18 protein-coding genes are annotated in these 22,586 nt (G+C 33.0%); 13 read left to right on the top strand and 5 right to left on the bottom strand.

The genetic code is table 11. The annotated features are described in order from the left end of the window. Positions 1-35: 35 nt before the first annotated feature. From BK009_RS03480 to BK009_RS03495, 4 genes are all read left to right on the top strand, one after another. On the top strand, positions 36-2,159 hold the full coding sequence (locus tag BK009_RS03480) for a tetratricopeptide repeat protein (protein WP_100909055.1): 2,124 nt from the start codon (positions 36-38) through the stop codon (positions 2,157-2,159). 98 nt (positions 2,160-2,257) lie between these two features. After that, positions 2,258-2,773 (top strand): DUF1802 family protein, encoded by a 516-nt coding sequence (locus BK009_RS03485; RefSeq protein ID WP_100909056.1) that lies wholly within the window; start codon positions 2,258-2,260, stop codon positions 2,771-2,773. Positions 2,774-2,784: 11 nt separating this feature from the next. Then, positions 2,785-3,789: a restriction endonuclease gene (locus tag BK009_RS03490; RefSeq protein ID WP_100909057.1), complete on the top strand. Its 1,005-nt coding sequence runs from the start codon at positions 2,785-2,787 to the stop codon at positions 3,787-3,789. 42 nt (positions 3,790-3,831) lie between these two features. Beyond that, entirely contained in the window at positions 3,832-4,782 is a 951-nt protein-coding gene (locus tag BK009_RS03495) for a DUF2400 family protein (protein ID WP_100909058.1), read from the top strand. Here BK009_RS03495 and BK009_RS03500 read toward each other — a convergent pair. Further along, positions 4,764-6,599 (bottom strand): DUF2357 domain-containing protein, encoded by a 1,836-nt coding sequence (locus BK009_RS03500; protein ID WP_100909059.1) that lies wholly within the window; start codon positions 6,597-6,599, stop codon positions 4,764-4,766. The genes BK009_RS03495 and BK009_RS03500 overlap by 19 nt on opposite strands. A gap of 1 nt (position 6,600) precedes the next feature. Further along, positions 6,601-9,585, bottom strand: coding sequence for an MrcB family domain-containing protein (locus BK009_RS03505; RefSeq protein ID WP_100909060.1), 2,985 nt, complete (start codon positions 9,583-9,585; stop codon positions 6,601-6,603). 78 nt (positions 9,586-9,663) lie between these two features. On the opposite strand from BK009_RS03505, the gene BK009_RS03510 reads away from it, so the two are divergent. The 5 genes from BK009_RS03510 (at position 9,664) to BK009_RS03530 (ending at position 14,911) form a co-directional block, all read left to right on the top strand. Next, on the top strand, positions 9,664-10,716 hold the full coding sequence (locus BK009_RS03510) for a hypothetical protein (protein ID WP_100909061.1): 1,053 nt from the start codon (positions 9,664-9,666) through the stop codon (positions 10,714-10,716). Positions 10,717-10,748: 32 nt separating this feature from the next. Next, a complete protein-coding gene (locus BK009_RS03515) occupies positions 10,749-11,540 on the top strand; it encodes an exodeoxyribonuclease III (protein WP_100909062.1) in 792 nt (263 codons plus the stop codon). Between the two features lie 33 nt (positions 11,541-11,573). Beyond that, the gene (locus BK009_RS03520; protein WP_236951027.1) at positions 11,574-12,875 is read left to right on the top strand and encodes an ADP-ribosylglycohydrolase family protein; all 1,302 of its coding nucleotides are present in this window, start codon (positions 11,574-11,576) and stop codon (positions 12,873-12,875) included. Between the two features lie 422 nt (positions 12,876-13,297). Next, positions 13,298-13,954 (top strand): double zinc ribbon domain-containing protein, encoded by a 657-nt coding sequence (locus BK009_RS03525; RefSeq protein WP_100909063.1) that lies wholly within the window; start codon positions 13,298-13,300, stop codon positions 13,952-13,954. 21 nt (positions 13,955-13,975) lie between these two features. Continuing rightward, complete coding sequence (locus BK009_RS03530) at positions 13,976-14,911, top strand: M48 family metallopeptidase (protein ID WP_100909064.1); 936 nt, start codon at positions 13,976-13,978, stop codon at positions 14,909-14,911. A gap of 259 nt (positions 14,912-15,170) precedes the next feature. Here BK009_RS03530 and BK009_RS03535 read toward each other — a convergent pair whose 3' ends face one another. Next, on the bottom strand, positions 15,171-16,373 hold the full coding sequence (locus BK009_RS03535; RefSeq protein WP_100909065.1) for a hypothetical protein: 1,203 nt from the start codon (positions 16,371-16,373) through the stop codon (positions 15,171-15,173). A gap of 236 nt (positions 16,374-16,609) precedes the next feature. Between BK009_RS03535 and BK009_RS03540 the strand changes: the two genes are divergently transcribed. Further along, entirely contained in the window at positions 16,610-17,710 is a 1,101-nt protein-coding gene (locus tag BK009_RS03540) for a hypothetical protein (RefSeq protein WP_211290143.1), read from the top strand. A gap of 529 nt (positions 17,711-18,239) precedes the next feature. Here BK009_RS03540 and nikR read toward each other — a convergent pair. After that, positions 18,240-18,653, bottom strand: a complete 414-nt coding sequence (nikR, locus tag BK009_RS03545; protein ID WP_100909066.1) for a nickel-responsive transcriptional regulator NikR — start codon at positions 18,651-18,653, stop codon at positions 18,240-18,242. 348 nt (positions 18,654-19,001) lie between these two features. Between nikR and BK009_RS03550 the strand changes: the two genes are divergently transcribed. Then, positions 19,002-19,571, top strand: coding sequence for a hypothetical protein (locus BK009_RS03550; RefSeq protein ID WP_157809695.1), 570 nt, complete (start codon positions 19,002-19,004; stop codon positions 19,569-19,571). 20 nt (positions 19,572-19,591) lie between these two features. Here BK009_RS03550 and BK009_RS03555 read toward each other — a convergent pair whose 3' ends face one another. Then, a complete protein-coding gene (locus tag BK009_RS03555; RefSeq protein WP_100909068.1) occupies positions 19,592-21,043 on the bottom strand; it encodes an ATP-binding protein in 1,452 nt (483 codons plus the stop codon). 170 nt (positions 21,044-21,213) lie between these two features. Here BK009_RS03555 and BK009_RS03560 point away from each other — a divergent pair, with 170 nt between their 5' ends. Beyond that, the gene (locus BK009_RS03560; RefSeq protein WP_157809696.1) at positions 21,214-21,702 is read left to right on the top strand and encodes a helix-turn-helix domain-containing protein; all 489 of its coding nucleotides are present in this window, start codon (positions 21,214-21,216) and stop codon (positions 21,700-21,702) included. 263 nt (positions 21,703-21,965) lie between these two features. Further along, positions 21,966-22,523 carry a transposase gene (locus BK009_RS03565; RefSeq protein ID WP_100906223.1) on the top strand — a complete coding sequence of 186 codons (558 nt, stop codon included), beginning with the start codon at positions 21,966-21,968 and terminating at the stop codon, positions 22,521-22,523. The last annotated feature ends 63 nt before the right edge of the window (positions 22,524-22,586 follow it).

Consider the following 22,586-nt stretch of genomic DNA (forward strand, 5'->3'; position numbering starts at 1 on the left):
TTGAATATTATAATTAATTTAATGGGGTGGGGGATATGTCAACAGAACAAGATTTGCATCAATTATTAAATAATGCAGATAAAGAATTTATTTCAATAAAAAATAGGAAAAAATCAAGGCCACTATATGAAAAAGCACTTGATTTAGCCATAAAACTAAGTAAAAAAATAGAAATAAATTATATAAAAGCTAAAATTGCGTTAATTGACGAGGACCCCCAAAAGGCCCTAAAATACCTGGATAATATTAAAAATAAAAGATTTGACTTATTTTTAAATGTTATGAATTATAAGGGTGTTGCTCTTGATAGCTTAGAAAAATATAATCAAGCTATAGAATGTTATGAAGTTGTTCTTAAAAATGACCCTGAATTTGCATTAGCATGGAATAATAAAGGAATAGCATATGATAGTTTGGGAAATCATGGAGAAAATCCTATTTGCCATAAAAAAGCCATTGAATGTTTTAATAAAGTTATAAAATTAAATAAATCTATTACTGATTTAACTGCTTCTGCCTGGAATAATAAAGGAATAGCATTCGATCATCTAAGAAACTATGAGAAGGCTATTTACTGCTATAATAAATCTCTTGAACACAATCCTAATTACCATAAGGCTTGGAATTATAAAGGCATAGCATTTTGTAGTTTAGGAAAGCACAATGAGGCTATCCGATGCTATAATGAAGGATTAAAAATTGATTCTACTTACCAATGGTTTAAGATAAATAAAGGTCGCGCATTCCATCTAAAAGGTGAATATTCAAAGGCAGTGCAGTGTTTTGATGAGGTACTTGAAAGTGAACCTGATAATGAAGATGCTAAACTAAATAAAATTTTATCAACGATTTATTTAGGAAGTTTAGATAAAAAAGAGATAGAAGAGTTATACAATCAAATATTGGAAGATTTTGAAATAATTAGTAATAAAAAAATAAGGGATGAAAAAGTTTTAGAATTAGAAGCCCATAAAGCAGTTATACTTAAATTAAAAGACCAATATAAACTAATATTAGACAAAAAAGATGATTGCCAAGAAGTTTTAGATAATTACCTAAGTCCAAGGGATAATCCTATGGATGACAATTTTTTAATGGTTTTAAGAAGATGGAATTCTTGGACACCTGCAATAATTACTGATACTGAATCTAATATGGGTGGCGGTTATTTCTTATTTTGGGAAGGTAAAGGCATTGTAATTGATCCGGGATTTGATTTTCTGTATAATTTCCTTCATAAAGAAAAATTAAGGATTTATGATGTTAATGCTGTAATTATTACTCATGCACATATAGATCACTGTGTTGATTTTGAAGCACTCCTTACACTCATATATGAATATAATGATTCTTTAGAACATAAAAAGAAGTTCATGGATACAATTGATGATAAAATAGATCATGAAATTGAAGAGCTTGAAATTGAAGAATTTAATAAAGATTTAGATGGGAAAAAAAAGAAAATAGATGTTTTTTTAAATCTGGGGGCCATGAAAAAATTTTTAGGCTGGATACCTGTTGATGAAAAAGATAAAAACGCTAAGATTAAGAGAATATATCCACTTGAACCTGGCATTACACACGATTTAGAGGATTATAATCTCAAATTAAAGATTAAAAAGGCAATACATAACGATATTTTAACGAAAACATACTCAACAGGATTGCTAGTTGAATTATATGGTAAAGCTGGATATGATAAGAAAAACCCTTTTAAAATCGGATTCACAAGTGATACTAGACATGCTGATGAAATTGTAGCTCAATACAAAAATGTGGATGTTCTTGTTCCCCATTTAGGTTCAATCGATGAAAACGACTTTAATCCATTGTCCAAAAAAAGAGATCAAAATCACTTGAAACTTAAAGGTGTTATATCTGCCATATCTAAATCACAAGCAAAATTAGCTGTAATTTCCGAGTTTGGCGAAGAATTAGGTGAATCCAGAATTGATTTAGTTGATGCTCTCAACGGAGCATTTGAAATTACTAGGTGTTTAACAGGGGATATAGGTCTCAAAGTTAAAATTCCAGAATTATCAATTAAATGCCAGGGATGTAATATATTTGTGAACAGAAATAGAATCATTGAAGGAATAGACCATAGTTCTGAAGATAAAGGTGTTGTATACTATTGCCCGGATTGTAATCAAACATAAAAACATTTTTTTCAACAGTTATTGAGCTATTGAAATTCACAAATAAGAGATTAAAATAATAATAACTAAAGTTAAATATAATTATTGGGGGATTACAAATGGCACAAATAACTAAATGTCTAAACGAATGGAATGCCACAGTGGAAGCATTAGGGCAAGGAAAACAAACAATCCTTATTAGAAACTATAACACTACTTTACCTAATTTTATTCTTTATCCAACTGTTAGTTATGCCCTTAAAGATAACTACTTAGAAAGTTTCCAACCGAAATACAGGGATTTTGTGGAAGAAAACGCCCTTCCTCTAAAAGAAAACAGTAAATTCCTGGTCAAATACTTTGCAAAAGTTGAAAAAGTCATTGAAAAACCTGTTTCTCGTGTAGGATCTTTAAAAAACTATTATATCTGGACCAGTGAACATGTTAAGTCATATATGAATACTCCAAAGGCAAAGGTCTGGATTTTGAGAGTTTATGAACTTAAAGAACCTGTTATGGCTGAGCGTACTAGGGGTATGAGGTATGCTAATTTATTAGAGCCTGTGTCGCTAGAAGGAATTAAACCTGTTCTAACTGACTCTGAATTTATAAAGATTATGAACAAAATTGAATGAGGGTGTTATTTTTGACTGTTTGGTTGGTACGTGCAGGTAAATTTGGTGAAAGAGAAGATATTGCCTTAAATAATAATTTAGCAGCTATTGGGTGGGTAGAAATGCCCGATATGTCCAATATAAAATCTAGGGATGAACTTAGAGATTTATATCAAAAAACATATCCCGATAAAAAGAAAAATGCTGCATCAAACCAAATTGGGCAAATATGGGCCTTAATTAGTCGCATTAAACCCGGTGATCTTGTAGTAATGCCTTCCAAAGCCAAAGCATCCATCTCTATTGGGGAAGCTACCGGCCCTTACAAATACCGTACTGATCTTCCTGAAAATTCCAGACATACCATTCCCGTAAACTGGATAAAAACAGATATACCTAGAACCGCCTTTGATCAAGATCTACTCTATTCATTAGGTGCTTTTATGACAGTTTGCCAAATAAAACGTAACAATGCCGAAGTACGCATTAAAAAAATTATGCAAGGAAAGACTCCTGGAGGAAATGGTAATGGTGGAGGACAAGAGCCAGATGAGTTTGATATTGAACAAGCTGCCCGAGACCAAATTACCAACCATGTTAAAATCCATTTTAAAGGTCATGAACTGTCGAGATTGGTTGAGGCAGTTTTACAAGCTCAGGGTTATGTGACTGAAAATGCCAAACCAGGACCAGATGGTGGTGTTGATATACTTGCAGGTACAGGTCCCATGGGGTTTGGCGAACCTAAAATGTGTGTTCAGGTTAAATCTTCAGAGTCCCCTGTTGATGTAACTGTTCTTAGAGGTCTTAAAGGATCTATGACTAACTTTGGTGCTCAACAAGGGTTATTAGTTTCATGGGGAGGCTTCACCAGAGCAGTTTTAGAAGAAGCCCGGAAAAGTTTCTTCAATGTCAGACTATGGGATTCAGATGATCTCATTAAATCCATACTCAAAAATTATGATGATTTATCAGATTCCTTCCAAGCGGAATTACCCTTAAAACGTATTTGGGCATTAGTAGTTGAGGAAGAATAATTAGGTTACTAAATATTCATTAACACCGAAATGGAGATTTCTATGAATAATAAAGATTTCGCCAGACTTTTAATGGAAGAAGTTGTAGATAGTAATCCACCTGATTCAAGAGGATTTATAAGTGAAAATGGAATTGATGATTCCAATCTTAATGATGCAGATGAAATATGGAAAGCCTTTGTAAGATATAATATTGATGCATACGGCGTGAGATCTGGCACAGTATGGAAATATTGGAATCTAACATCTGATGAAGCTATTCTCAAACAAAGGACAAAATTAATAGAAAAAATTCAAAAACTTCAAGGCCTTAAATGCTATTCTAATTTTACATTTCACTGCCCAGTAACCTATGCTAGTGGAGAATTTTTTAATGGTGATAAATGTTATTTGAAAGGTTCTTTGGAATCTTGTCCAGTTATTGAGCTTATCAAGGAACTTAAATGGCACAGAGCACATTATAGAGTTGCAAAAATATTAGTTGAAGATGCCAAACGCTTACTAATTGAAGATGAATTTGGTACTAAGAATCAAAACCTAAATGATATTCTCCATGGAATATTTCAAAAATATCCGAATAATGAACAAGGAAGGACTCTAGCAACTAAAGAATTGCTATCAAAATTTGATGATATTAAAGGATACGGAAATCCGCCTAAAGTTATAACCTGGTTTTTCTCTGAAATGAGTAGCCCTGTCCATCAGGTTAATCATTGGCCTAATCTAGATCACCGGCAACTTTCACCAGTTGACACTCATGTGCAACGTTTAATGGTTCGTTTTGGTTTCATTGATAGTAAAGATGCTTCGAATAAGAATATAGAAATTGAATTATCAAAACTTTACCCGGATGAACCTAGAAAGCTTGACCATGGATTGTATAGGTTAGGTGCAGATTTAGAAGAAGGAATATGTGCAAAAACTCCTAATTGTGAACTTTGCAAGGAAAAACATCCTAAATTATTTGAAAATTGTCAGGCTAGGCAAATATGAATTAAAATTTCTTTAATAAATTTTTCAATCTTCTCTTCTTCTTTTGAATCCATCGAACCTGGTGTTAGAGGAAATGCACCAACAGAAGGAACAATATATGATTGATTTTTCTTGAAAATTTTACATTCATGTCCTGGATACAGAACATAGGCTCCTAATGTGTTTTTAATAGCGTCTTTGTAAGTATGCATTTTATAAATATCAGCATATTTGTATATACGCTTTTCTTGCTCTTCCTTATCACGTATATCCACATCAGTATCTTCTATTACAATATCAGAACGATACTTAGCATCAAAATGAATAAACTTAATTCCATCATCTGTTTCGATGTGCAAAGTGTAATCTGGTTGCAAACCTAAAGAATAAGATGAATAATCACCCTTACTTTTCTGAAATTTTCTATTATAAAGTAATTTAACAAATACTACTTCTCCTTTAACATCAATTTCAAAGGTTTGTACAGAATTAACTCCCCTCTTAAATTCAATTTTCCAGTCTTTATCCTCTTCTATGTCAAATATATTATCGTATTCAGGATCTTTTAATGCTAAGCTACTTAAAATTTTAAAGAGTTTAATATAACACCAGTACTCATAAAGTTCATATAAACGGCGTTGGTATCCTTCTATTAATTCATAAATTTCATCTAAATGATGATAGAATGATGATTCGAGCACTGTAAAGTATCTTAAAATATCCCTGTATCCTTCCCTTTTTTGCAGTACCTGTGAATTTGAAGGGAAATATTCAAGTTCCCCCACATCATCCAACCAGTTATCAAGAAGATAATCACGTATAATTTCTTGATATTCCCTTGTTTTATCAAGGGGGTATCCTCTAATGTCATTTTCATCCATATAGGCGACCATCTTATCAATTAGATTTTCCAATATTTCCAGAAAATACTTAACAAAACGATTTTCAGGAGTATCTAATACATCATAGTAACTAGTCTGGCTAATTTTATATGGCAAATAATTATTCATGACTTCTGGCCAATTATCAGGAGTTTTATCAGTTTTAAATAAATTTGCCGAATCTGAAACCATGTTTAAAATATCGTTTCCACCTATAGTCTGTGCTAAAGATAGGGGAACAGTTTCTCGGGATCTGGCAAGAACCATATTAGGGTCTCGTCTTATATGTTCATATGATGTGAGAAGGTTTTCAGGCCTAAACAGATATTCTAGAAATAGAAAATCTTCGTATAAGGTTGTTCTTAATCGTTCTGCGATTCTGTATGGATCGAAAAATGGTAAAGAAGAATTAAATAGTATACCTGCAGCTGCTTCACAGATATCAGCAATCATAGCGGGGTAATGAGGTTCATATCCAATTTTTTTAGAACGTATCTCAAAGGGAACACTTTGAGATTCAAGCCCATCTAATTCAATATCAAAAAATGATTTACCAACATAACTTCCAGTGTTTAAGGTTCCCCCGTAAAAACCTTTTTCATGAATAAATTGATCAAAGATTAAATTTTTAATTTCATTTGATTCATTATTTTTAAAAAGCGAAGGAAAAATAAGGTTCTCATAGGAAATTTCAGGTTCAAAAAATAGCTTATATTTAGTTTCTTCCAGTAAAATTATATTTGCGGATTCATTAGACGGATTTACTTTATATTGAATAGCAGTTTTGTTATTATCATCCTTGGCTTCAGGAATGTTTTTAAGAGTAACATTTTGAGTATTATGGATTAAAACACAATCGGATGGGATCATGGTTTTGTAAATAGGTTTCAAAGTCAAGGTACCCATAACCATACCTTCTTCTGATTTAAAACAAATTTTTATTTCTTGTTCTGTCATTTTAACCAGTAAACGCTACATATCGTTTTTCAGATAATCTTTTCAGCATTTTATCAAGCTTTTGAGCTGAACAGGGGAAAATGATTTCATCAGATTCATTGCAAAGTTCCCTTAAATTTTTAAGAACAGAGTCTAATTCCCGCTGAGAACCATGGAGCTTTGGCAACATCTTTTGTAGTATTTGTGTGTCAAAGTAACGTTCCCAATTTTCCCAAACATCAGGTTGGCCTTCATATTTCCAGGAGACTACCATGAAACGTATGATCTCATTTATGGTACGGAAACCAAAATCAAAATCTGCTTCTTTTAAAACTTCCTGGAATTCATTGATTCTTGAAGCTAGTAAATCCCAGATTAGTAGATCATTCTGAGTTCGTACATGATTTATTATATTTTTAAGATTGTTGATGTTTTGATCACGTAATTTAACGTCTGATAATGGATTTAAAAGATAATCCATATCTCCTTTAACGTTATACTTTGGAGAATTTGACATATAATCTGCAGCTGGTTGCGTGAGGAATTCTAAAGTGTTTGCCCGATCAAGTACTTTAGGACTGAACATATAGGTTGTTTCATCCACATTAACCGTTCCAATCACGAATAGGTTAGACGGAAGTTTGATTTTTGTAGGTGGGGTTGTTAAATTCTCATTGGAATGTAATTCTATGTCTTCATCACTTTCCATGGCTGATAAAAAATCCGAAAAATATCTTTCAACATGTGAAAGGTTCATTTCATCTAAAATCAAAAAGTATGGTTCATCCCCATCTTTTTTTGCTGATAAAATAAGATTTAGAGCACGAGTATCATTGTATTTTCCGGTGATAACATTATAAAATCCAATAATATGACGATTTTCTGTCCAGTTAGCTCCAACCGGGACGATTTCATATTTAACTTTATCATTAAACCCACTAACTTCTATAATTCCTTTTTCAATCAAGTCTGGAAGTAAATCTCTTACTTGATCATTAGGATAGGTACCTACACTATTCATGATAGTAGATAAATATTTGTTAGCTTCTTTTTTAGTGAGGTATTTTTCAGCCAATTCCTCATTAATAACTAAAGGAGTATCATTTTCATCTCTAAGATATTGAGCAAAAAGCTGCGCTACCTTCGTTTTCCCAGTTCCAGAATTACCAGTTAAAATAACGAATGGTTTCACTTTCAATGAAAGAAGAAAATTCTCGACTAGTTTATAATCGAAAAAGTACCCCTGTTCTGCTAAATCTTCAAAAAATGTTGTTTTCACAGCCGTACCCCCATTCTTATCAGGTTCTAAAAGTAAATACATTCCAAATAATTCTTTAAAGTCTGAAATTATTTCTTGGTTAGATGGTAAGTTGTTTTTATTGTATTCTTTTCCAAAAATAGTTCTATTTCCAAAATCTTCATCAAAAACATCTAAGTTTCTAATTAAACCCGATTTTTTTATTTGATGTCTCACATCTTCTACATGGCTTTGAATGTATTGTTCAAGGTCTTCATCTGAATATTCACCTAATTTATTAATTAACAATTTTTGGGCGTAAGTTTCTCCCTGTTGTAATGAAATGCGAACACTTTCTAAATCTTCATTAAACCAGAAACCGAGGAAATGCTGATCCCACGGACCATTAATATCTTTATTATCCTTGTTTTCAACGTAAATGTAAGGTTTTCTGTACCAGTTGCCATGATATTGATAATAAGCAACAGATTTATACTCATTTTCTGGATTAATTAAATTAATTATGTCATCCAGAGATCGAGAAATGTCAAAAAAAGCTTTACCCACATCATGACCTTGAACTGGCTGGTTTCTAGACTTGGCCACAGGTAAATTATTAAATATAAACTCAAGAGGTGTTCTAATATCCACAGATGGTTGGCCTTTAATATCTATCAAATTCTCAATTTCATCAAAAACTACGGAATATTCAGCATTTTTTTTCAGATATGCGTTTTTGATGCGATTCCATCGGTCTTCGTTTAGTGCAGCTAATGTTTGTCTATAAAATAATTGCTGAGTAAAATTAACATCTTCTGTTATTAGCCATTCAATTTCTCTTAAATGCCAGAAATATTCGAATATACCTGGATTTTCAGGATCTAGGGGACTTATATAATCACTTTTCACGATCCCTATTCCTTTTGATTTTCGAAACCCGGCATTAGCCACTATAATATCGCCTTTTTTTAAGTTGTGAGTGAAATCCCATACCATCCGCGCTGCCGAGCTTGGGTCTGTTTCTGAATTTGAATAAAAGTTGGTCAATGCATTTTTCAATTCATTAATATTGGCAAAGTCTAGGTAACTTTGAGAATCATGAAGCCATCCTATACCAATAAATCCATTATCTCTAAAAAGTGGCCATAATTTGTCTTGTTCTCCTGTTGAAACACTTCCTGGAGTTATTTGCCAAACTTTGGGTAGTTTATGGATGAGCTCATTATACAAATTTAACATTTGATTTAAATCTGCAATTAATAGATCTTCAGTAGGTAAATTGTTTGAATAATAAGTTTTAGAACAAATATTGCCTTTTTCCAAACGTTTATACCTATGGTCTGGACCTAAATCAGATAATTCATCTGTTTCAAAATTTTCTGGAATGCTTAACTTACTTTGTATTTTTAATGCTCTATTCAATAATTGGGTTCCAAGTTCTTCACTTTTAAGGTTATTTAGATTTCCTATGCTCTGATTTAGGGTTAAGTAAACTTTTTCTGTGTTTTCTGAAAAAATATATAGTACATAATATCCTGATTCTAAACCTTTGCTAATATCAGGATTAAATATATCCACATAAGGTGATTCGGCCCAATTACCTGAACCAGGATATCCAATACATTTATAATTATCTATAACTTTAATATTATTTGATAAATTATCTGGAAACTCTTTTTTTATCAGCTTTACCAGTGGGTTATCGACATAATTTTCTTTTCTAGCTGATTGATAATCACTAAAAATTTTTTCCATGAACTCTTTTAACATCACTAATCCCCAATATTTATGAACAATCACATGATAAATAAAGTTAGGGTTTTAATATAAACATATATTGGGGATAACATGGCAAATTTCACAGAAATGCTTGATGAAGTTTATGAAAAAATATCTGTTAATTTTAAAGACGAAATTATTTATTGTCAAGGAAAAAATGGGGTTAAAACACTTGTATTGTTTGATGAACCTGAATTAATTCCAAATAAAATGTCGAGATATAGAATTGGAACTGTTACAATTCTGGTTTTAAAAGATAATATTCCATTTCTATCAGTCGAAGTTATTAGTCAAGGTCCAACACCACCCAAAAGTATTGCAGGAGTACTTCCTGTAAATATGGTTACTCGTTCGATTGGGGTTAATCGTGAAGGTGCTGAAAATCTAAAATATGACCTAGATGAACTTCAAAATAAGATGTTACTCCTCATTGTTGTTCCTGATCAATCCGAATCTGTTAAAGAAGTTCAATTTGTTGATTTAGACGAAAAATTTAGAGGCGTGCTTGATTTAAGTCAATATTCTAATGTCAGAGATTTTGCGATTGCTCCTCTTAGAAAACTAATTCCTACTTTGGATGATCTCCTGAAAAGGAATTCGATAAATCTGCCAGAAATAAATATAAATAATGATGAAACTGCTGAAAATCCAAATACCGAAGATGTTCTTATAGTAGCGGCTAAAACTGCGCTTCGTGAGTTTTTCGAACATTCAGCATATATTTGCCAACCTAATCGATCATTTCGACCTGTCAATTATTTGGGCTTTTACTCTGAAGGAAAGATAAACCAAAATATTCCTAAAATTTTAGGTCAAGTTGAAGATGTGATGCTAACAAGAGAAGGCATACAAAATACTAATTTGGATAAAAATACTCAAAATAGACTTTTTAAGCTAATTGAAAGCCTTGAAAGAGTTGATGAACGAGGTAGATTAGGATCAAATCACAAAGTACTTTTCCTTTCATCGAAAGACTCTAAAGAGACATTAAAGTTAAATAATGACATTATTAATGATACTACTTCTGTTAAAGGTGATATTATTGCATTTACTCAAAGCCAACGTTATGTTTCATTGTCAAAGTTAAAAAATAACCCAAAAAAGACATCAGATATTGTATAGTATCTTATTATAATTTGCAATTAGGAGAACAAATGACGATAAATATTTTATCATGGAACGTAAACGGTCTTAGAGCACGATATAGCAAAGGACATCTTGACTGGTTACCAGAAGAAACCCCAGATATATTCTGTCTTCAAGAAATTAAGGCCACAGAAGATCAGGTAAAAGAAACTTTAAACGGATTTGAGGATTACTATTCCTTTTATTCATCTTCAACTGTAACTCCTGGTTTTAGTGGAGTTGCTATTTATTCTAAAATTAAACCAAACAAGGTTATTGATAGTTTTGGAGATGGAAAGTACAAAGACGAGGGAAGGATCCTGAAAGCAGAATACGATAATTTCATCCTTTTAAACATTTATTTCCCCAGTGGAGCTGCTGATTCAAATAGAAACAATTCTGAGACCAAACTTCACAATAAATTAATGTTCTATGAAAGGTTTTTAAATCTCACAGAATTTTTAGCATCATCTGATAAGCAAGTATTGATCTGTGGGGATTTCAACATAGCCCATGCATCCATTGATCTGGCCAACCCCCAAAATGCATGTAAAAAACCTGGATTTTTACAAGTTGAAAGAGCTCTCCTGGACCGATTAATTGCCCAGGGTTATACCGATACCTTCCGTGAATACAATAAGGAGCCTCATCATTATACTTGGTGGAGTAACGGGTACAACCTTCGGGAAAATAACATTGGAATGAGATTAGATCACTTCTTCGCCACTGACAATCTCAGATATAACATTAAATCAGCCTACACCCGTCCTGAAATCATTGGATCAGACCATTGTCCCATAGGAGTTGAAATTCAACTCTAATATCTAATGCAAAATAAAATCAAATGTTCCAATATGTCTCCCATAGTACCCAACATCCATGATATTGACGCATTACTAGAATACTTACCCTACTTCCAGGACCAGAATAACCAATCCTATCAGGTAATTAACAAACCACCCCAGTTTCCGTACCTAAGCTATTCAGAAACTGTGGGTAAGTTTCATCATGACCTATATCACCTGAACATGATTATTGATTTTGATTGGACCCAGTGGATTGGAGAGGGGAAAAAATACATTGATAACCGTGAATTACTGGCCACCGCGGATATTACTGTATTGCAGAAGTTATTCACTTCCATCGTAAGGGCTGAAAGATTCAGCGAGGGATTGCTGGGAGATATGATTGATAATGGAATTATCCTGGATCTTCTGGTGAGGTTGAAGGGTATCCGGGGAGAAATTGAAGACCGATTCCACGGTGCTATTATTGGTTTGGCAGTGGGGGATGCTATGGGTGTTCCCCTGGAGTTCACTGATCCAGGGACCTTCCAGCCAGTAAAGGATATGATCGGTGGAGGACCCTTCAATCTGGACCCGGGCATGTGGACTGATGATACCTCCATGGCCCTTTGCCTGGCCGAAAGCCTCATCAAGACCAGGGATTTTGACCCGGTTGATCAGATGCAACGATACCTGTGCTGGTACCAGGAGGGACACCTCTCAGTTACCAATGAATGCTTCGATATTGGTAACACCACCCTCCAGGCATTGATGAAGTTTGCAGAAACTGGGGAACCCTACTCCGGACCGGACCATGAATACTCAGCAGGCAACGGTTCACTGATGCGCCTGGCACCAGTACCACTCTTCTACATGTCCCAACCCTTAAAGGCACTGGAAATGTCAGGTAAATCTTCACGAACCACCCACAACCATCCCCTGGCAGTGGATGCCTGCCGCTACATGGGAGGATTAATCCACGGGGCACTTATGGGTAAATCCAAGGACGAAATCCTCTCATCCCACTACTCCCCGGTACCTGGATACTGGGATGAAAAACCACTCTTAAAGGAGATTAACGAGGTGGCCAGTGGTTCCTTTAAATGTAAAGAACCACCGGAGATACGTGGGCGTGGTTTTGTGGTTAAATCCTTGGAAGCAGCATTGTGGGCATTCCATAAATCAGATACTTTTGAGGAAGGCTGTCTATTAGCGGTGAACCTGGGTGAAGATGCCGACACCACTGGTGCTATTTATAGCCAGTTAGCAGGAGCTTATTATGGGAAAAGTGGAATACCTAAAAAGTGGATAAACAGCCTTAAAAAACTAGATTTGATTGAATTTATAATTGATAGATTGTTTAAGATTTGAGTCCCGGGAATCAATCATAAATAATTAATTTGGATTTTCGAATGATTTTATGAAATTTTATTCATTAAATAATTAATCTCCTTATTTTTCGCATGGAAAGTTCTATAAATCCATTTAATCCCAGGACTGAACCAAAACATTAAGAGATCAGTAATATTTATCTCCAATAAGTATATACCTTGATAACAACAATACTGGATTAGGATAATATCGTATCACATCTTATAGATGTTATGAATCATTGCAGCAATTAAGAGGTATTTAAATGGGGTATCTTTATTGTAATAGAGGTGGGGGTTCCTACGAGCGTCTGGATGGATTGTCACCTGAAACCTTTTTTTATTTGATATTACTTTTATACTCATTTGATCTTGACAATTTTCCGTTTTTAAACATTATTAAACGTAATCAGGAGTGTATACATGGAGGGAAATAAAAACCAAAAAATTCAACAGATTACATGCCCTAAATGTAATTCTGAAAATGAATCTGGACTAAAATTCTGCACTGAATGTGGATCTGAGATAAAACAGACTATCCAGTCTGATCACTCTACCACTTGTCCTAAATGTTATGTAGAGATGGAACCGGGGATCAGGTTCTGCACTGAATGTGGTGCCGAAATAAAAAGGACTAGTGATCAGGTTACTACTTGTCCCCAGTGTTATGCTAATGTAGAGCCGGGATTAACATTTTGCACGGAATGTGGAACTTCACTAGTGGTGAATAAAGTAACCAATCAAGCTATTAATGAAGAACTTGCCAAACGCCGCCCCAAAAGAGCCAATGGAACAACTTCTAAAGATGAAACAATGGATAATATCGTTGAATCCGGGAAAGGATTAATGAAGGGATTGGGCGGATTCCTAAATAAAGCAGCCGAAAGTATTGATAATACCATAGAAAAAAATCGTCAACCCCCAAGTAAAGGAATTCCACCAGAAGCTACGAATCCGGGTTATTTAGTCTGTGATTCTTGTGGAGGCTACTACGAGCTACAACCAGATGAATCAGTGGATGATTTTGATTGTGAATGTGAATGTGGTGGGAATTTAGAACATAAATTAACATTGAATTAGCTGGACTTTGGGGGAAATGAAATGGAACGTAAAAAATTATTATTGCTTAACCCTAGTGAATATGAACATGAATTCGATCGAAAGGCTCTTAAAACCTTAGAAGGCACTCCAGGATTAGAAAAATTAGCAAGACAAATCAATAAACACGGTATTGAAAGAGCAGAAAGATTGAAACAGACTGGTAGTCATTTAAGGGTAAATAAAGAAAACTTTCCCGAAATATATGAATTGTTAGAAGAGGCTTGCCAACTTCTCTTTGTTAAAGATATCCCTGATTTGTACATAATGTGGGATTATAATGTTAATGGATTTACCACTGGTTCGGAAAAACCACTAATCGTTATTCATTCGGGATCATTGGATTTGTTATCCAAAGACGAACTCTTATGGTTAATCGCCCATGAAGTGGGACACATTAAAAGTGGACATATGCTGTATCACATGATGGCCCAAGTAATACCCATTATTGGTGCCATTATTGGTTCAGCAACATTAGGTATTGGATCATTGGTATCTACTGGTTTAGAAATAGCTTTAATCTACTGGTACCGAATGTCAGAGTTTACCGCGGACAGAGCTGGACTTTTAGCTTGTCAAGACATAAATGTGGCTATAAGTACTCTGATGAAAATGAGTGGTGTTCCCAAACATTACTATGATAAAATGAAAACAGAAGACTTCATAGAACAAGCTAAAGAGTTCAAAGGTTTCGATTATGATACTGTTGACAAAGTAGCTAAAGCACTTATCATCATGGACAAAACCCATCCCTGGACAGTAATGAGAGCATCAGAGCTACTTAAATGGCATGGATCTGGAAAGTATGATGAACTAATTGAAAAACATGGCAAAGATAGTATTGAAGAATTAGATTTATGCTGTGTGAAGTGCGGTCATAAATTAAAGGGAAATGAAACATTCTGTGGTGTTTGTGGGCAAAAAGTATGGAAAAGATAACACCACATATCTTTATTTTCAGAATTACAGAATATTTCCAAGCAAACACCAGAACAATGTTTATGTCAGATGATTGTGGTTAATTGCGATGCTGATAAATAAAAATCTTTTTGTATCCAGACTTATTTCCATGGAAATACTTTTTAAGAACATGAAAAGTAATTAAAATAGATTTTGATACCTAACATTAATGTATTATAAATTCATAGAATAAAAGATTAATGTATTTGTTACCATGGCTCTGTCAAAAACTTGGGGGTTAAGAGTCAAAAACCTTTATCTGGTTTAGGATTTCTATTCTGATATTTATTCGCGACATTGCACCTTTTTTAATCTTCATTATTCTTTTAATACTTTTAGGAAAGGTTTTTTGGAATTGGTTTTCCAATTTATTTGAAGTTCGTTCAATATTTTCATCTAAAAGGTACGAAAAGTATGTTTTGAAGTAAGGCATTAACGAATCCATGATAATTGATTGAATAACCTTTGAATAATCTTTTATTTGATTTAATATTTCATCCATTCGAGTTCTAGCTTCTTTAAATGATTTACTGTTAAATAAACTGAATATTTCTAGTTTTTCTTGCCTTATATTCTCTAATTCATCATCAGACAATTCATTATCTCTTATGTATTCTTTTATTTTCTTATTTATGTTTTTAAACACATGAAATAAACACCACTGATGCGTAAACTCTAATCCTTCAATTATGGGTTTATATTTTTCATCTAAATCGCTTGTTATTGCTATTTTCTTTTGATTTCTGGTGGATTCCTCTAAAAACTTTTGTATGTTCGTGGAATTCTCTTTGGAGTATATTTCATCAGCAACGATAATATTCTGTTTACTGTCGAATAAAGCGAAACGGTAATTCCAAAAGCCGTTAAGCTTAATCCACTCCACGTCAAAAATGTAATAACCACTATAAAGATTTTTTACTTCTTTTTTAGGGATTTCATATCCAAGTATCCAGTTTTCAATTGTTTGCCTTGAAACACTGATCCCCGTGTCTTTTTTAATTTTATAAGCAATTTTACGGATTGATCCCAAGAATAAACCAGCTAATTCAACGCATTTTTCTTTGAATTCATTTGAAAAGTTACTATTATCATCTACAATGTCTGATATATCTGTTTTAAACTTTTTACCACATTTTTTACACTTGTACATTTGAATTTCAGCGTTAACAACTCCTTCATCATAAAAATAAAGTTTTCTTTCTTTAACTCCATTTTTAATCACAGATTTACTGAAACACTCCGGACAAAAAGAAACCAGCACCTCAATATGAAAAATATCCTTTTTATACCAAGTATTCAACGAATTAAATACATTATCATCTCTTTCAATCGATTTTAAATGATTTTCCTCATATTTCGATAAATCTTCACAAAAATAGGAAAGTTTATAACTCTGATCAAACAAACTATCAATTGGAGCAAGTATTTTTCTGTTTAGCATAGAAAATACTATGCTCCCCTTATTATAAAAGTTTTTAGTTTTTTATTTCAGGAAATAATGAGTTTAAACAAGGATAACCAAATTGTTTATCAAAACACAAATTTCAAAAACCCCCAAGTTTTTGACAGTGTCGTTACCATTATTATCTTTTTTCTTTATTATTTTTTCCCGTTAGGGATAAGAATATAAAAAAACATTTATCATTAGAATTATTGTTTTAATAAGGAGGGGGTAGTTTGGATTCTGAGAAAGTAAAGGAAATTATCTGTAATGCAGTTAAAACGACGGAACCTACTTGGAGCACTTGGGGAGTGCATTGGAAAGAATTAGATGAAGTTTTTTTATCACGGGCTTATGATCAGCTTGGTTTTGATGATTGGATATTTGTTAATTTTTTAAGGGATAATGATATTCTTTCGATTAAAAAAGTTGGCTCTATTCTGGATAACGGTTGTTTTGAGAGAAAGTATGACCGGGAAATAGCTGGTGGATTAGAAATGCCCTTTTATATCTTTCTTAAAAAGGGGATTTTTGGGAAGGAAGGAAAAGGTTTTTATAATTCTGTTAAGGCTTTTGATGGCCGTAAAGGGGCTGCTTTTTGGAAACTGTTGTGGCAAATGTTAGTTTGTTGTAATTATCTGAAAAAGAATTATAATTCTAGTTTTTCTTACTACTTGAAAGAGAAGTATGCTGAATATGAGAACATAGATAAGGTAACAGATGCGGATTTTCTTCACATCACTCAAAAAGAATGGGATTCATTTAAAGAGAATAAAAAACCGTGGAATGAATTATATGGTGTTGGTTTGAATGTTTTTGATTACATAATGGGGGATGTTTTAGAGCTAGAATTTGTAAAAAATTCATATAAGCTTGATTCAGCTAATCAACGCTTTTTAACTATTACGGGTATTTTTGAGTGTAATTCAAAGGATTTGAATCATGAGGAAGTAGTGAATTTTTTAAGTGGATTGAATTTACCTTATAGTTTAAGGGAGATTAATAGTGGACTATATGCTTACTGTAGTAAGTTAGGCTGTGATAAATATTGTTTTTGCCGCTACCCTCAAAAATGTCATGAATGTAAGGTCCATAAGATTTGTAAACAGGATTTTGATAAGTTTAAAAAGCATGATTGGATTAAAAAGTCGCCTGAAGAGATGACAGAAGAGGAACGGAAAGTATATGAAAGTTCAGTGAGGGATAAATTCACTTGGAAAGAGGGTGATCTAGAATTTGTGGGTTGGGAACCTCTGACCGAAGATGAAAAAAAATTAGTGGAGTCTATTGATAAGGCAGATAGGGAAACTGAAAACAGAAATATTAATGATGATTAATTGATTTTTTAATAAATAGTCAATGCTAAATCTGACTTAAGAAGATAATCGAGCAAAAAATATTGGGATAAGATTAGATCATTTTTTTCCATCATAAAGCTTGAAAAAAGATTAAAATCTACCCTTATCCGTTCGGAGATCTTGGGATCCTACAACTGTGCGATAAGTATTTAAATCAATATTTAGAGGCAAAAATAGTCAGATAAAATAGAAAAACAATCATCCTATTGGACTTTAACTACATCTAGTGGGGAACTCCAAAGGCATAAAAAACGTGTTAAGCATAATAATGACTCATCATTTTTATATAAAATGCATTGTTAGTTCACCTCACCTCTGGCAAAAGCAATAATTTGAGGGGCGTCTTGAGCCGGCCCCACTTGAAATTATACTTATTGGGATTTTTTAGTTTGAGTAATTTAGCGCTTTGCACAAAAAGTAATTGGGGGATACCCCTGGACCACCTGAAGCAAGTAGATGGGATTTTTTAAAGAGTTTGATGGTCCTGAGGGAGTAATTATTCAATAATCTATTTGTTTTTTTCCGTACTGACAGTTGTGGTTAGTTTAACGTGCTCCACACCATTGAGTCTCATTAGTTGTTCAGTCAGGTCCCGGATCTGGTTGGCATCTCCTTTAACCACTATTACTTCCAGGCAGTTTTTATCACTCATGTGGATGTGCATGGTGGCATTTATCTCCTCAAGGAAACTGTGCTGGATATCCATTATGTTTCCCAGCACATCGGTGTAGTGGGGGTCATATATAACTGATACCACACCCATTCGATCACCTTCTATTTCTTTCATCCACTGATACCTTATTATGTAATCTTTAAGAGCGTCTCTGATCCCATTGGATCGAGAATTATATCCCCTGTCTTTTAATACATCGTCAAATTCGTTTAATAGTTTTTTAGGTAATGACATGCTTATTCTCATCATCAACCCACCTCGGATATTTTTTATTATTACTATTATAACTTTTATTAATGTGATAAATATTTCCATTGGTATGCTTAAAGTAGGGGAAACTATTTTCCCAGTTACTGAGATGACAACTAAAAAAAATGGGTTTTTGAAATATTCATGAAAATTAAGCGATTTTATTGTTTTTAATTAAAACATGAACTCCAATTTAAGGTATAATTATTAGATTTATAGTAAATTACTGGGATATTACCGTAAATTTACTATAATTCTTTTAAACCCCATATTTACCATTGGAAATAAGTATTATATACTAAAAAGAGCCATAATAATAAATATAAGAATCTTTATTGGATATTAGGGGTGAAAAAATTAAGGGTTGATTATAAAACTACTATAATAATGTTAATTTTAGCTCTGAGTGTGGTCATGGTATCTGGATGTGCCACTCTAGACTATAAAACCTTTGATAAAGCGGGTCTGTCATTGCAGTATCCTGGAAACTGGACTGAGATCAGTGCTCCAGCCACTGACCAGCAACTGGCAAACCAATCTGGTTTTAATATAATCGGAGTTTTCATTGATGGTAAATCCATTGATAATTACAGTTTCATCATGGAGATTGGTGTGGGCAACATCACCAACAGCAGTCTCACCGCCGCCGCTGACAACCTGAACAACAATTACATAATAAAAGAAGCAAATCAGGCACCATTCGTTAACAGAACAACCCTTAAAAACGGTTACGATACCATAATTTACACCTATAATGCCACTGGAGCATCTTCACACCTTACAGTATTTGCAACCACCTATGTATTCACCAAAGACAATAAAACTGCTTACTACATTATATTCGCAACTCCCAGTAACAATACTGCCGAAAGTCAGAAAGTAATACAGAATATCGTGGACTCCATCACCATAAAGTAAGGGTTTCCCTTACTATTTTTTTATAAAAATGAAAACATGATCACGGGAATATAAATCACGTCCCCTTCACGGGTGATCTTTTTGTGTTTATTGGATATTACTATGCCGTGCTGGGAATTATATTTATTTATTGCCTTTTTTATCTGTCTTTGGTCTTTATGGCCAATTCCTACTTCCACCGGTATGATTTCACCATTTATATCACTTAATAAGAAATCAACACCCTCTTTTTCTGCTGCATAAAATATTCCATGGGGGGTGTTCATGGTTTTTTGGAGTATGAAAAAATATGAAGCCACCATGTTTTCTGCAAGTTCACCTAGAAATTCTCTTCTTTTAGGATTGTATTTGCCCAGTTCGAAATTTATACTGGTCTTTATTGATGGAGATAAAAAATAATACTTCCATGCCTTTCTTACCAGTGTCCTGGCACTTCCAGAATATGGTTTAATATGAAATATTAAATGAGTTTTTTCTAAGATTGAAAGTATGTCTTTAACCAGGGATGAAGAAATTCCTATATCATTGGCTAATTTACCCTCAGATGTTTCACCTGCTCTTTGAATAGCCAAAAACATAAGTATCCTAAAAATCGAGCTCCGGGTATCCGATCTAAATGATCTAATGAGAGATACATCCTTTTCAATCACACGATCCAACATGTCAAAGGTTTTTTCATGAATATCATGATTGTCTAAGGAAATTCCAAAGGGAAATCCTCCACAACACAGATAGTCTTCCCACTCCTTTTCAAGTGGTTGTGGGAGTCTCAACATTCCCCTCATTAGTTCATTTTCTCGTTGGCATGCATCCTCTATATCTCCTGTGAAAATTAACTTTCTAATGCTGGTTGATGTTCCAGGGGGAGGATTAATATCATGTTTTAAAAGCAAGTATTCTGAAAAGTTTAGGGGGAATATTGATTCTTTTTTGGATCTTCGGACCGCATCAACATTTAATTCCAAACTTAATGCTGAAGAACCGGTAAAGATCATGAAAATATTTTTACTCTGATCAAATAAAATTTTACCAGCATTTGACCATTCTTTATCATGTTGTGCTTCGTCTATCAGGATAAAGAGTTCTTCATCCAGGGTTACCGGGGTTTTCCGGTGAACTTCTCCAATAAAAACATCTACGGCATCGATTATTTTACCACCTAAATATTCACTCAGGTGATCAGCGGAAATATACAGGACTTGATCCTGTTTGATACCCTTTTCCTTTGTTAAATATTCATAAATTTGGAATAATAATGTAGTTTTTCCAACACCTCTTAAACCGGGCATGATTAAAAATCTGTTTTCATCCTTGCCTTCTAGAAAATTATCAACATGCGTTTTTAGTTTTGAAAAAGCATATCTATGTTTAAATTTTTTATCATTTCTTTGAATTTGGTCCTGGGTAAATCTGGGACCTTCTCTTAATCTTGCCAGGATGTAATCTAAAAGATCACCGGTGCTTGGTTTCATATTATCACCTTTACTCTATTTTATGAGTAACCACATATAAAAAGTTACTCAACTTTAAGAGTGAATACCTATAAAGAATTGCTCAAGTTTTAGAGTAAATATCCGGAAGGTAAAAATTATAGTTAACGACATAGAAAATTTTATATATGGTGGGTTTTATATTTATTTATATGAATAGAAAGCCAACTATAAATAAGGATTTTACGAGTGTTGAAGAGCTTCAAATTAGAATAAAGAAGTTGGAACAGGATGTAAAAGTTTTAAACAAGTTGTATTTCATAAATGATATTTATCATGATGTTTCTATCACAGAATCTTGTAAAAAACTGGGAATTACAAGAGTTACTGGGCATAATTGGTTAAATCAATGGAATGAAGGTGGATATGATTCTTTAGGCAGAAAATCTGGTAGTGGGGGTCAATCGAAACTTACTCCTGAGCAAAAAAAAGAATTATCTGAAATTATCATTGATAATAAGATTTATAGCTCTAAACAGGTTTTAGAATTAATAAAAGAAAAATTTAATGTTGAATACAGTATTAGACAGGTGGAAAGAATTTTAAGAGATTTAAAATTTGGATATGGTAAACCTTATACGATATATTCAAAAATGCCAGAAGATGCTGAAGAATCACTTAAAAAAAACTTCAAGGAATAAATCTTGAAAATAGCATAATTGGATTTTTAGATCAGACAGCATGCCAAAATATTGGTAATTCAGGCCGTATTTGGTATAAAAAAAGAACTAAAAACATTTTAAAGAAAAATCCAGATAAATTTTCAGTTACAGGAATAGGATTCCAGTCAGCAAACGGCAAATCATTAATAGACTTTCCCAAAGGATCTAAAACATTTGATTTTATCAATTTTCTAGTTAAAATTAGAATTCAAAACTCAAACAACCCATATTGCAAATCTAAATTGAATTCCATTTTAAATAATATTAACATTGATGAAACACATCTAAAAACGCTTTTAGAAGCAGATTTCCATGATAAAACTGAATTTAAACATATTATTGACGATTTTTTCACACCTCAAAAAGATTTAAATATCGAACAAATCAAGAAAAAAATGAGGATTATCTTAGAAAATGAAAATAAAAAGAATCAAAGAATAATTGACAAATTACAAAGGGAAAATATTGTTAAAAATTTAGAAAACTCTGAAATTATAAGTCAATTAAAAAAAGAAACAAAAATTGTAATAATTTTAGACAATTATCCAGTTCATAAAGCACAATTAGCTAAAAAAGCTTGTGAAATCCTTAATATCCAATTAATACTTTTACCCCCATATTCTCCAAAACTAAATCCTATAGAACAAGTTTGGAGAATAATAAAACGTGAACTGTCTAAAATCTATATAAAAGATGAAACATTCTTAATTCAAAAATTTAAATCTTACTACAATGAAATAGTCGGAAATGAAACATTATACGAAGGATGGATAAAAAAAATTATAAAAACAAATTGTTAAATTTTTAATGTTGTAGACTATAATCAATATTTTTCAGTTCTAAAAATAGATTATCACAAAATA

Source organism: Methanobacterium subterraneum, from assembly GCF_002813695.1.
GTDB lineage: Archaea > Methanobacteriota > Methanobacteria > Methanobacteriales > Methanobacteriaceae > Methanobacterium > Methanobacterium subterraneum.